The following is a 12,559-nucleotide window of genomic DNA, read 5'->3' as shown; positions in this document are numbered from 1 at the left end:
TCAAAAAAGCACCACATGGGTGCTTAATATGTAGCCTATGAAGTTACCGAATAGATGAATCGCTTTTTCTGTATTACCCAAATGAACAAGTACACGATATACCCGAATATCCCGCCCGCTGTATTCAGGAGCAAATCATCGACATCAAACGTTCCTACATTCATCACGAGCTGTGTCAACTCTACACCGAGGCTTAACATCAGGGATAGCAGGATGACTCTGAACAGGGAACCGGCTTTTTTCGGAAACAGGAGTGGCAGCAGAAATCCTAGCGGCATGAAGGCGATCACGTTGCCTACGAAGTTCACCGCACTATGCCAGCTTTGGTTATATCGAATGGCTTTGACATAGTTCTCGATTTCATGAAGGGGCACCAAATTGCTCCGGTAGCGCAACCGCTCCACAATCACAGACGGATCGCTCCAAATGATTTTCCACTGATCTAATAGCAAGCTGATATCCAAACTGCCGAATTTAAACAGCAGTACCTTCACGATGAGAAACAAGTAAAGGGCAAACACTGCATAACCAGCAATAGCAAGCAGTTCTGTCGGTCTCTCCATTTTTTGCACGTTATCCATTGTTAAACCCTCTCTCCATCAGAATCGCTGCCTGTGCATCGACCTTCTCGTATGTTTTTTCCGTTAGCGCAATGGGTCCTTGGAATTTCCAATCTGCTTCTACTGAGTCTGAATCCCGCAAAAGCGTCAACCCGACGAATATAGTCAGCATGAGCACAGCCCATGTTGTTTTCCTCATAAAAAAAGCCCTCCTACATCTGCAAAAACAAAGGCTGTAACCTTCATGCAGTCAGGATAGACTTTTCGATTAAAATTAACGGAAACGAAAGGTAAAGAAAAAGTAAAGCTTTTCTCAAAGGCTTGAAATTGTATGTGGGAGCCAAACTGTGAAGGTCGTCCATTCCTTTGTGCTTTCGACGGAAATGCTGCCTTGGTGCAGGTCGATGATGCTTTTGGCGATAGCGAGACCGAGACCCGAACCTCCTGTCTCTTTCGAACGTGAGCCCTCCACCCGAAAAAAGCGTTCAAACAAGCTCGGCACATATTCAGCCGGGATCGGCGCTCCGTTATTGGCGACAGAAATCGCGATACCTTCTCCTTGATAGAAAACGCGAATGACAATTTCCGTACCATCGCGTCCATATTTCACGGCGTTGGAAATAAGATTTTCCAGAACCCGAACGAGCTTGTCTGTATCTCCTGCCATTTCAATTTTTTGATCAGGCGTATCTACGACTAAACGCAGCCCTGCCTCATTCGCTACGAGTCGAAAGCCTACCGATACTTGCTCAACCAGCTCTACCAGGTCAAACTCCGTTCGGTTTAAATACGCCCCGCGATTGCGGACCTTCGTGTACTCAAACAAATCATTGACGAGCACATTCATCTGCTTGGCCTTCTCGTAGGCGATATGGGCGTAATGCTTGAGCTTCTCGTCGTCCTTGTATTTGTTCTGCTCAATCAGTCCCAGGTAGCCAATAATGGAGGTCAACGGCGTTCGCAGATCATGGGAAACGTTTGTAATCAATTCATCCTTCGATTGTTCCAGCCGCCGCTCCTCCTCCATCGCATCCAAGGCGCTTTTGACCAGAGCATGGATGCTATCGACTACTTGGCCCAAGCTGCCGTTCGGACGAATGGAAATCTGGTGATGATAATTGCCTTTCGCAATGAAATGCAGTTCGTTTATGATTTGCTCCATCTGCTTTTGTTCCAGGTACTTGCGGATACGAATGACAGACCACGCTACAAACATACCCGTCGCGATTAAAATAATCGGGATTTTAAAGGAATTGATATCGAAATTGACCCGCAGCTTCCAGATGTAATCTCTGATTTGCGGGATGTTGTAAAAATAGTTGTTAGCGAGAAAAGCAGCCAACTGAAAAACAGCGTAGATGATCATGAGGCCAAGCAGCAAATCGAAAAGGATGCGGATAAAATCCTTGGCTCTAAGCTTCAATTTTATAGCCGACCCCCCAGACCGTCTGTATCACCTTTTCGCCATTGGTCGCCTTCTCCAGTTTTTCCCGCAGGTTGCTGATGTGAACCATCACCGTCTTGTAGGAAACGAAATTCTCCATTTTCCAGCAACGGTCAAAAATTTCTTCCGAGCTGAATACTCGATTCGGATGGCTTGCCAGAAGATGCAGGACGGAAAATTCCAATGCCGTCAGCTTGATCGGGGTGCCTTCTTTTGTCTGAACGAAGTGACTTTGCTTGTCGATAATCAATGGCCCCGCCTCAATCACATGATCCTGTTTGCTTGGCTGCGTGTAGTTTGACCGTCGCAGGAGAGACTTGACCCGCGCAATCACTTCCAGCGGATTAAACGGCTTCGCCACGTAATCGTCTGCGCCCGTCATCAAGCCCAGGATTTTGTCCATATCATTCGTTTTGGCACTCGCCATCAGAATGGGGATGGTCGAGTTTTTTCGTATTCGCTTGGTAACTTCCAGCCCATCCAGATTCGGCATCATCACATCCAGAATGACGAGATCGATGGGCTTCTGCTCCAGCCTCTCCATCGCTTCCAGACCGTCAAAAGCCTTTTCGATCTCATACCCTTCGTTGCTCAAATATATCGCCATCAGCTCTACAATCTCTTTGTCGTCATCTACAATCAAAATCCTCACGGACAAACACCTCCGAACTCGTGCATGGTAGATATAGATAGCATCACTATAACAAGAATTGTTAAAGAAAAGGTAAAGCAAGTAATTGTTCTCTAACATTATCGCCATTCCGTTCACGAGACCAACAGAGCGAATGAGAGAGCAATATTTCAAACATCCCCTTGTGTTATAACTAACTTGAATTTCAATCAAGGGAGATGAAACCATGAGTAATTTAAAAGGGAAAATTGCATTGGTAACCGGAGCAAGCCGTGGGATTGGTCGTGGTATCGCATTACGTCTGGCACAGGATGGCGCATTGGTCGTCGTACACTATGGAAGACGACAAGAAGAAGCAGAAGCAGTCGTACATGAGATTGAACGAACGGGAGGCCAAGCATTCGCAATCGGTGCGGATTTGCGCACCCTTGACGGCATTCGCGATTTATTTGCGACATTGGACGAAGCACTGCAGAAACGTACAGGAGATCATCATTTTGACATTCTCGTCAATAACGCTGGGATCGGACAAATCTTAACGTTGGAAGAGGCTACCGAGGAATCGTTTGACGAGGTCATGAACATCAATGTCAAAGCGCCGTTTTTTATGATCCAACAAGCATTGCCCCGCTTAAGAAAGGAAGGCCGAATCATCAATCTCTCATCCTTTGTGACTCGTGCAGCTTCCCCAAGTGTGTTCACTTATAGTATATCGAAGGGAGCTGTTAACACACTAACGCTAGCTCTGGCTAAACAACTGGGGAGCCGTCACATTACGGTAAACGCGATCCTGCCTGGCATTATTAACACGGAGATGAATGCTGGCACGTTGCAAAATAATCCGGATGGGCAGAAGTACGCCGCTGGACTTTCCACCTTCAACAGATGGGGAGAGCCTGGTGATGTAGCGGATATTGCCGCCTTTCTCGCTTCCTCGGACAGCCGTTGGGTAACCGGTCAATTGATTGATGCTAGTGGCGGATCGCATCTGTAATGGTTCTCAAAAAAATAACCGATGGCCACAATCACGGGACCATCGGTTTTGTTTATAAAGATACTATTCTTTTGGATGAATCATTTGTTCAGGACGCACGACTTGATCGAATTGCTCTTCGGTCAGCAAATTGCTCTTGATCGCCGCTTCCTTAAGTGTGATGCCTTCTTTGTGAGCCAGCTTCGCAACTGCTGCCGCATTTTCATAGCCGATATGCGGGTTCAGTGCCGTCACCAGCATCAGCGAGTTGTTCAGGTTTTCTTTGATCACGGTCAGATCTGGCTCGATACCTACTGCGCAATTGTCATTGAAGGACTTCATAGCGTCTGCCAACAATCTTGCGGATTGCAGGAAATTGTAGATAATCACTGGCTTGAATACGTTCAATTCGAAGTTCCCTTGGCTTGCGGCAAAGCCAATGGCAGCATCGTTGCCCATCACTTGGCATACGACCATCGTCATCGCTTCGCTTTGGGTCGGATTTACCTTCCCTGGCATGATGGAGCTGCCTGGCTCGTTCGCCGGAATGATAAGTTCACCGATTCCGCAACGTGGGCCGCTCGCCAGCCATCTCACGTCGTTGGCGATTTTCATCAGATCCGCAGCCAGTGCTTTCAGGGCACCATGTACATGAACGAGCTCGTCATGGCTGGTCAGCGCGTGGAACTTGTTTTCTGCGGTCACGAATTGGTGGTTGGTTTCCTTGCTGATTTCTGCTGCGACCATTTCACCGAAGCGCGGGTGCGCATTGATGCCTGTTCCTACCGCTGTACCGCCAATCGCCAGCTCACGCAGGTACTCATTGCTCTCCTTGATCATCTTTTTCGATTTTTCCAGCATGCGTACCCAACCGCTGAATTCTTGGCCCAGCGTCAGCGGAGTCGCGTCCTGCAAATGCGTACGACCGATTTTGATGATATCCATATAGGCTTCGCTTTTTTCTTTCAGCGTTGCTTGTAACAGCTTAATTGCAGGCAGTACTTGCTCCTCGATAGCGACCAGTCCAGCCATGTGCATCGCTGTCGGGAATGTATCATTGGAGCTCTGCGATTTATTCACATCATCGTTGGCGTGGATGCGAGTCGAGCTGCCCTTCTCTTGCAGCAATTGGTTCGCGCGATGAGCAATGACTTCGTTGACGTTCATGTTGGATTGCGTGCCGCTGCCAGTTTGCCAGACAACCAGTGGGAAATGCTCATTCCATTTTCCTTGGATCACTTCATCTGCTGCCGCCACAATCGCTTCTGACTTTTCATTGTCGAGCTTGCCCAGCTTTTGATTCGCCAGAGCAGCGCTTTTTTTTAAGATGGCAAACATGCGAATCAGTGGAAGCGGCATTTTTTCTTCGCCGATTTCAAAGTTTTGGAAGCTGCGTTGTGTTTGGGCGCCCCACAGCTTATCCGCCGGAACCTTGATTTCTCCAATCGTGTCCTTTTCAATTCTGAATTCCATTTCGCATCCTCCTCAATATCGAACATTTTACTTATGTCAAAAAGGAAATGAAGCAGTTCTTCTCCATTAAAATGATAATGATTTTCATTCTTGTTATCAAGAGAGGAAGTGTTTTTTCTGGAAAAATGAAAAATAATGTTGCCCTCAAACGGTTGGGGTCAGGGGAAGCCCTGCCACATGTCTTCCAGTCGCCTGTATCCTCACTTTGTTCGGGCGGTCTCCTTCCAGACATGTGACAGTGCTTTCGCATCGATTGAGTGTAGGAGGAGCTTTTACAACGTTTTGTAAGTGATTCAGGGAGACTTCATGAGCACCCTTTCAAGAAGTAAACAAAAAGCCGCGTAGAAGAAGCGCATTTCCAGTCCAAGCGCCTCTGGAGCCCGACCCAGCGCAGGGAAAAATGGCGGGGAATTTCAGCTTCACTTATGAAATCCTTCTTCGAAACATCTACGTTTGAAGCGCTCCCGCCATTTTTTCCGGAGCAGACAGTCTTCACCCTCAGCAGGGCGGAGGCCGAAGCGTAGACTGGAAATGCGCTTCTTCCCTCACGACAGCCCCTTGAAATGAAAAAGACGAAAGCCACATCATGGCCTCCGTCTTCTATTATTCCTTTTTTATCTGCTTTCTACTTCTACGGAAACGACATGATCTACCGCTTTCAGGAGACTGTATATATCCGTCGTATACGTATTTTCCGACGCCGTAATCATCATTTCCAGCCTTTGCAGATTATTGTCCAAGTCTTTGACCTTCACCCGCTTCACTTGCAGTTCGAGGTGCTTAATCTGCTTGAAAACCAAATCCAAATCGCCCCCGCCTTCGACCACAATCTTGATCGACAAATCTCTTTGTCTAAGCGATTCTGGACCAATCAAGCGAAGAAGGATCGGGAACAAATTAATCGCCAAAATAATGAGGATCGTCGCGGTCACTGCCTCAAAATAAAATCCTGCTCCTACTGCAATCCCAAGTCCAGAAGCTGCCCAGACCATCGATGCTGTGGTCAAACCCGAAATGACATCATTACTCCGGCGTAGAATAACACCAGCCCCAAGGAAACCTACACCGCTCACAATTTGAGCAGCCAAGCGCAGCGGGTCCATATTCGTGTGTCCAGGCACGGAGAACCGATGCACGGATTCAATCGAGACAATCGTAATGAGACAGCTCGCAACCGAAATAACCATGCTGGTTTTTACACCCAGCGGCTTGTGCTTGAGCTGCCGATCCATACCAATCATCAAGCCTAGAAATAGTGCAACTCCTAGTTTTAGCAAAAAATCATACGTCGTGAATACCGAGAGTGACATGAGTCTCTCCCCCCATCTGCATTGATGTCAGGTTATCTTCCATCGTCTATGATAAGAAGTATATCTGGTCTTTCCCCTAGTGTAAACGGGGCTTTCATTCTTCATGCAAAAAGCGGAAAACCCCCACATTAGGGATTTTCCGCTTATCTGTTTCCTTATGAATGGCTGCGAATCATGCGTTTCTGTAACGACAGCAGACGTCCAAAAAGGAAGATGGCACCAGCAGCCAATCCCGTAATCAGACCAATCCAGTATCCGAATGCTGCAAGCGAAGTGAATTTCGCCAGAATGTATCCCAAAGGCAAGCCAATCACCCAATAAGATATCAGCGCAACGATAAAGGTAATGGTCACATCCTTATACCCGCGCAGTACCCCTTGAATAGGAGCCGCGACGGCATCAGAGATCAGGAAGAGGATCGAGTACATCAAGAAATGCTGGGCAAGCTCCAACACCTCGATGTCGGTCGTATAAAAACCAGCCACCTGCTTGCTAAACATCAGCAAGCTGATTCCGAACAAAAGGGCGATACCAAGCGCGATACCTATCCCCAAATAACTGTACTGCTTCGCGTCCCGGAACCTTTTGGCTCCAACCTCAAAGCCGACGACAATCGTCAACGCCATGGATATGCTCAATGGCACCATGTACAGGAATGAAGCGAAGTTCATCGCGGCCTGATGCGCCGCAATCGTAATCGTGCTGTATTCACTCATGAACAAAGTGACGGCCGCAAAAATGCTAACCTCGCAAAAGATCGAAAATCCGATGGGAAGCCCCAGCTTCAGCAGCTCTTTCCATGCTTTCGTCGAGATCCGATGAAAGTGGGAGAACAAACCGAACTCAACGAATGGATGTACACGATTCACGACAAACAGAGTAATCAGCAAAATACACCAGTACGTTATGCCAGACGCAAGCCCGGCACCGATTCCACCCAGTCGAGGCAAACCAAAGTTACCAAAGATAAGAGCGTAGTTCAGCAAGACATTAATCGGCAACGAAAGCAGGGTAATGAACATCGTTACCCGTGTCTGTCCTAATGCGTCGATAAAGCAACGGAACACCGTATAAAGAAACATCGGAATAATTCCAATAGCGATTGCATGCAGGAAGCCGCGAGCAATCGTGCGCACCTCAGGCTCCAATTGCATCCAGTTCAGGATCGGATCAAGCACCACACCACCGACGATGATGACACCGACCGCAATCCCCACACTCAAATACAAGGCCTGCATGACCGTGTAAGGCACCTGATTTTGTTTCCCTGCCCCAACCATCTGCGCAACCATCGGCATGACAGCCATCAGAATCCCCGTCAAGCCTGCTTGAACAGGTGTCCATAGACTAGCCCCAATCGCTACCCCCGCCAAATCTGTCGGACTGGCATGTCCAGACATGATGGTATCAGCGAACGTCATCGAAAACAGCGCCAGTTGTGATATCAAGATCGGAAGCAAAACAGCCAAAAACTGTCGCCATTTTTCTTTTAGCGAATAGGTTTCATTCATTTTTCATTTCCTTCTAACCTTATAAGATGGGCAAACAATCTCGCATCAACTGTGGTCGGAGACTGTTTATCGTTCAAATTATAAGTATATCAAAACAAGTAGGAATCAGCAAAATAGTGGCTGCATTTACACAACAAAGCCCAGGCAGTTCACCCGGGCTTTGCAACATTATTCAGCCAGCTTCCATACATCGGCTTTCCCTGGCTCTTCGCCTTTGGTCCACCATTTTGCTTCATAAACCTTGTCTCCGTAGTTCACTTGCGCTCCGCCATCATACGCTTTGTCGGAATCCCACGACAGTACGACATCGCTCACCAGTTTCCACGCATCGGAACGGTCTGGCTGTTCACCAGTAACCCACCATTTTGCTACGAATTCCATTCCATCATACAAGACGCGGTTGCCCTGTACATACACAGCAGAGGAATCCCACTCAGCAATTTCACCTGGTACTTCAGGCTTTTTCTCCGTTGTGCTTGCAGCAAAAGGTGCGCTCTCTTCGGAGATATTTCCTGCAGCATCAACTGCCTTGATCGTATACGTATAAGATGTTCCTGCCGTTAATCCTTTATCGACAAAGGAAGGCCGCTCAACTGTTCCTACGTGGGAGCCATCACGGTAAATCTCATATTTCACCACACCAACATTGTCTCGGGAAGGACTCCACATGAGGTCGATTTCTGTCTCCGTTGGATGGTGAGTCATGATTCCTGCTGGTGCCGCCGGTGCTTCTGTATCCACGATATCTTCTGCTTTTGTGCGAACGGTTAGTGCTTTGCTAGCGTTAGACTCTTTCCCTTTGCCATCGACTGCCACAACGGTGTAGCTATAAGCCGTAGCAGGCGTCAAATCTTTGTCCGTGTATGCTGTTTCTTTGGTAGATGCGATTAATTTGCCATCGCGATACACGTCGTACTGCTTGATTCCGTCAGTTGCCACGGATTTTGTCCAGCCAAGCTCAATGCTTGTAGCTGTTTGTGATACAGAAGTCACATTGCCTGGAACGGTAGGCTTTTCTACGATACCTGTTCCATTGTTAATCAAATTCACGTCAATTGCTTGGTAAAAGGCCATGCCCGTATCGGCAATTTCCCAAACACCCAAAATAATGTGGTAACCGCTACGATCTGTCGGTACATTGCACGAATGCGTTACCGTGAATGGCGGTCTTTTCCCTCCGTCCTGGAACGAGCAGAACAGTTCCAGATCCGCTCGGGCAAGCGGTTTGTTAGGATTCCAATCTTTTTTCGTGATGTAATATTTCCACTCCGCTGTACTATGCGGGGCTGTTAGATTCCAAGTAAACGCATTTTGTCCACCCTGCAAGGTAACCTTGGTCCAGCGATCTGCTGTTTGTGTGTAAAGCTCAGGATAGCGGCCTGCACCGGTAAATTCACCATCGGCAGGACCTGATTGCGGGAACGAACCGATTCCCTCCACGCTTTGCGGTTCATACTGGATTTGACCGCAGCCTGTGTTTTGCCCCGTCTTACACAAGTAAGAGCGACTCGCTGGTGATTCGATGTACCCGTGAGCTGAGGCCTTCTCAGCGAACACGAGAGTAGCTGCGCCCGCCACCAGCATCATTGCCAGCATGAACAAAAGCGACAGCCCTTTACTGAACAGTTTGTTTCTCAACCCTACGTTATCCATTTATTTATCTCCTCTTTTCTGGATTAGGATCGAATACCATGTTACAGAAAATTTTTCCAGTATTACAGATTCTGAATACCTAAACCAAAACCTACCAAATACCTGAATTCCAGTAAGGAAATAGGAGATTATTCAGGAGTGTATACCTATGCATGAAAATTTATATGCATCTTTCGGGACTATTAGATCAATCATTAGAAAAAAGTCAGGGCATACCTCTGTTGATTAGCTATGAAGTATGGATCACTGTTTTTCATCTGTACGAATTAACTACTCTTTGGAAAACCTTTTATTCAAACTGACCCTTCCTAAATTCCATTTTGTAAAAATCATTTCTCTTTTTTCTTCAAATGATCTATTTCCTTTTTTAATTGACTAATTTGTGCCTGTAGATCATCGGTTGAATTATTATTTTTTTCGAATATCTTCTTGAAAAAACTTGCTAGTACCAACACAATGCCAATTATCATTATTCCTGTTAATAATAAGATCTCCATATTAGAACCCCCACTTAATTAATAATTATTTAACATATATACTTTGACAAACATCACCATAAATTGGTAGTATATGGTTAGTTTACAACATTTTAGATTTGGAGTGATTTTTTTGAAAATAAAAACATTACTAACTAGTGCGTTATCTTTTCTGTTATTGGCAAGTTCGTTGGCTTCTCCAGTGTATGCCGGAACTCCAGGTGATGGAGATTACGATAAAAAGAGTAGGTCCGTAGGTGGTGCTACGGCCACTCTTGTGCATGACACTGTCTATAGTGGTTCTGAATGCGGTATGACTGCTAAAGCTGTATATACCGGCACTGCAAATAAAAAAATGGACGCCATGGGTTTTAGCTATGAAGTATATAGTTTATTTGATCAAGAAAATCCATACGACAGCGATGCAGCTAGTGATTCTGACACTTCACGAATAAGTGCTGTTTCCAAAAAAACTGATGGTTTTTGGAAATCAGAAGCAGATTTTGATTATGCAAAAGGTGGGTCAACATGGTCTCCTTTTTCAAGAATATATAATTGTGCAGAGAACCCAGGTGTCAGAGCAAAGTCTCTAGAGTCAGATCAAATTCCTCAACCTCCTTCAAACGATAATATTGATTATTTTATCAATCTTGTAGAAAATTACCAAGAACAAACAAAATCTAACAAAAAACGTTCTTTATCTAAATCAGAAAAAACAGATGAACAGGACATAGTAGAACTATTTTTCCGCGATCAGGAACAAAAGTTAAAAGAATACAATGTAAAGCTATCCGATATTGAGATTGATGGACAACCAAAAGATTTAACAAATATAAAAGACTTTGAAGACCAAGTTACAGGTATTCAATTCGATAATACCAATGAATCAAAATTAATTAAGGTTATCCACTTTAAAGAAATTGAAGCAACTACTGACGAAAAAACATTTTCGGTCTTACCGTATGCATTTATCGATCAGACAAACAATCGAGTAGACTCAGGTTTTATTACAGAAGAAATTACTAAAGAAAATACTGAAGAAGAAGAAGAAGAGGAAGAAGAAAATCCCAATTTAAAACTATCAAAGATACCTTCAAAAGCACGCACCGGCGCTTATATTAACTTTGATATGTTTGATGACAAACCAACTAATCAAAAGTACTATTATAGTAAAAATAACGATTGGTGGTATGAAAAGGATTTAGCTGGACATGGTGATACTGTTTGGAAATTAAAACATCGTGGCTCAAAAGAATATTGGTCATTTACTGCCGCTGGGAAAATTATCAGATACAAAGGTAATTAAAATATGAATTGAAATATAAAAATGAAGTGTCCTTTTTAAATTGGAGACTTCATTTTTATATTAAAAAGGAGACTAAAATTGGATGCAACAAATGTCTGTTCTTGCAAAAGAGGAATTTAAAATACTAAAAAACCACTTTACAGATTTTGACATAATCAACCGCTTTAGTTCAGGAAAATACATATCATTAATAGATAGATATCCTCGCAAGTTAACTTACGAGGAGGCCAAAAACACTTCTCTTTCCTATTCTAAAGATTGGCCACGTTCTTCAAATTTAAAACATGAATACTTACTTAATGAACAAAAATATTTACTTTTGCTGAAAATGGCTTATGAACATAACGATAAAGAATGCGTGTATGTATTCTGTAAAGATTTTATGCACCCTGAAATAAGATGGATAGACTATCTGGATCAAGAAGATAAAGATCTAGCGAGGAACATTATTTCGTTTATTAAAGATAACAGGCAGGAAATATTGAAAGTTTCCGATTTCGACATTTTAACAATACTAACAAAAATGAATTTAAGAGAAGCCATTTATTGCAATTTCTTTTTTGATAAAACTAAATCTGTCCTTATAGGATATTATGAAATGATATTTTTACTATATTGTAATGCTGAAAACACACTAAACGAATATAAAAAAATGGCTACGACATGCAATTTATTTACTAGAACTCCCAACACATAATACTGCTTGAATCTGTAAAATATTCTGTGTAAACTCTCAACCTCTAAACTACTATGAGTCTTAGAAAGGTTCGGAAATTTTTATAATTTCAAAAGAGCAGATCAAGCAGTGGCTCAAAGAGAACCTCATGAAGTCTAGAAAAAAGTTATATTTCCCGCAGACGATGCCCTTCTAAAGATATATCTCGTACCCATGGATGTTACGAAAATGGACGGAACGAGTCCACAATTTGGATAGCTTCTAGGATCGCGTACGACCACACATCTATTAACCAATAAAAGAAAGGCTTCATCCCCGGGACATCTTTTTTCTAAACCAACGCTTCAAGGGTTTGCTTCACCTTACACCATTGACCCTATTGGTTCCAAAAAAATGTCCTAATTAGGTGGATGAAACCTTTTCATAAATTTAGGTTGATTTTCTCATAAATAGTGATAATAACCCAAAAATTCGTAAATAACCCTTCATAATAGTTGTCATTAAAACAAGCTACTTAATTATGATTGATCTCCTCAGTAAGTAGCT

The 12,559-nt window shown here is 44.2% G+C and carries 12 protein-coding genes; 3 read left to right on the top strand and 9 right to left on the bottom strand.

All coding sequences use genetic code 11. The annotated features are described in order from the left end of the window. Nucleotides 1-35: 35 nt before the first annotated feature. The 4 genes from ACM6JA_RS30480 to ACM6JA_RS30465 all read right to left on the bottom strand — a co-directional run bounded on the left by ACM6JA_RS30480 (nucleotide 36) and on the right by ACM6JA_RS30465 (nucleotide 2,662). Nucleotides 36-581, bottom strand: coding sequence for a VanZ family protein (locus ACM6JA_RS30480; RefSeq protein WP_414855419.1), 546 nt, complete (start codon nucleotides 579-581; stop codon nucleotides 36-38). Beyond that, a complete protein-coding gene (locus tag ACM6JA_RS30475) occupies nucleotides 574-759 on the bottom strand; it encodes a hypothetical protein (RefSeq protein ID WP_414855418.1) in 186 nt (61 codons plus the stop codon). Before ACM6JA_RS30475 ends, ACM6JA_RS30480 begins: the two co-directional genes overlap by 8 nt. Before the next feature lie 114 nt (nucleotides 760-873). Next, nucleotides 874-1,983 (bottom strand): sensor histidine kinase, encoded by a 1,110-nt coding sequence (locus ACM6JA_RS30470; RefSeq protein ID WP_414855417.1) that lies wholly within the window; start codon nucleotides 1,981-1,983, stop codon nucleotides 874-876. Next, entirely contained in the window at nucleotides 1,973-2,662 is a 690-nt protein-coding gene (locus ACM6JA_RS30465) for a response regulator transcription factor (protein ID WP_414855416.1), read from the bottom strand. Before ACM6JA_RS30465 ends, ACM6JA_RS30470 begins: the two co-directional genes overlap by 11 nt. Before the next feature lie 199 nt (nucleotides 2,663-2,861). Here ACM6JA_RS30465 and ACM6JA_RS30460 point away from each other — a divergent pair, with 199 nt between their 5' ends. Further along, nucleotides 2,862-3,629 carry an SDR family oxidoreductase gene (locus tag ACM6JA_RS30460; RefSeq protein WP_414855415.1) on the top strand — a complete coding sequence of 256 codons (768 nt, stop codon included), beginning with the start codon at nucleotides 2,862-2,864 and terminating at the stop codon, nucleotides 3,627-3,629. A 63-nt stretch (nucleotides 3,630-3,692) separates the two neighbouring features. Here ACM6JA_RS30460 and fumC read toward each other — a convergent pair whose 3' ends face one another. From fumC to ACM6JA_RS30435, 5 genes are all read right to left on the bottom strand, one after another. Continuing rightward, entirely contained in the window at nucleotides 3,693-5,081 is a 1,389-nt protein-coding gene (gene fumC / locus ACM6JA_RS30455; RefSeq protein ID WP_414855414.1) for a class II fumarate hydratase, read from the bottom strand. Nucleotides 5,082-5,695: 614 nt separating this feature from the next. Continuing rightward, entirely contained in the window at nucleotides 5,696-6,391 is a 696-nt protein-coding gene (locus ACM6JA_RS30450; protein ID WP_414855413.1) for an MgtC/SapB family protein, read from the bottom strand. 155 nt (nucleotides 6,392-6,546) lie between these two features. Beyond that, entirely contained in the window at nucleotides 6,547-7,902 is a 1,356-nt protein-coding gene (locus ACM6JA_RS30445; RefSeq protein WP_414855412.1) for an MATE family efflux transporter, read from the bottom strand. A gap of 168 nt (nucleotides 7,903-8,070) precedes the next feature. Next, nucleotides 8,071-9,555 (bottom strand): lytic polysaccharide monooxygenase, encoded by a 1,485-nt coding sequence (locus tag ACM6JA_RS30440; RefSeq protein WP_414855411.1) that lies wholly within the window; start codon nucleotides 9,553-9,555, stop codon nucleotides 8,071-8,073. Between the two features lie 329 nt (nucleotides 9,556-9,884). Then, nucleotides 9,885-10,052 (bottom strand): hypothetical protein, encoded by a 168-nt coding sequence (locus ACM6JA_RS30435; protein WP_414855410.1) that lies wholly within the window; start codon nucleotides 10,050-10,052, stop codon nucleotides 9,885-9,887. Nucleotides 10,053-10,164: 112 nt separating this feature from the next. Between ACM6JA_RS30435 and ACM6JA_RS30430 the strand changes: the two genes are divergently transcribed. Together ACM6JA_RS30430 and ACM6JA_RS30425 are read left to right on the top strand one after the other, a co-directional pair. Further along, nucleotides 10,165-11,337, top strand: coding sequence for a hypothetical protein (locus tag ACM6JA_RS30430; protein WP_414855409.1), 1,173 nt, complete (start codon nucleotides 10,165-10,167; stop codon nucleotides 11,335-11,337). 82 nt (nucleotides 11,338-11,419) lie between these two features. Further along, nucleotides 11,420-12,034, top strand: coding sequence for a hypothetical protein (locus ACM6JA_RS30425; protein ID WP_414855408.1), 615 nt, complete (start codon nucleotides 11,420-11,422; stop codon nucleotides 12,032-12,034). Nucleotides 12,035-12,559 lie beyond the last annotated feature (525 nt).

The sequence above is a fragment of the Brevibacillus sp. IT-7CA2 genome, assembly GCF_949767855.1.
Lineage (GTDB): Bacteria > Bacillota > Bacilli > Brevibacillales > Brevibacillaceae > Brevibacillus.
Note: the sequence above shows the minus strand (reverse complement) of the source record. Positions and strands in the feature narration are given on the sequence as shown.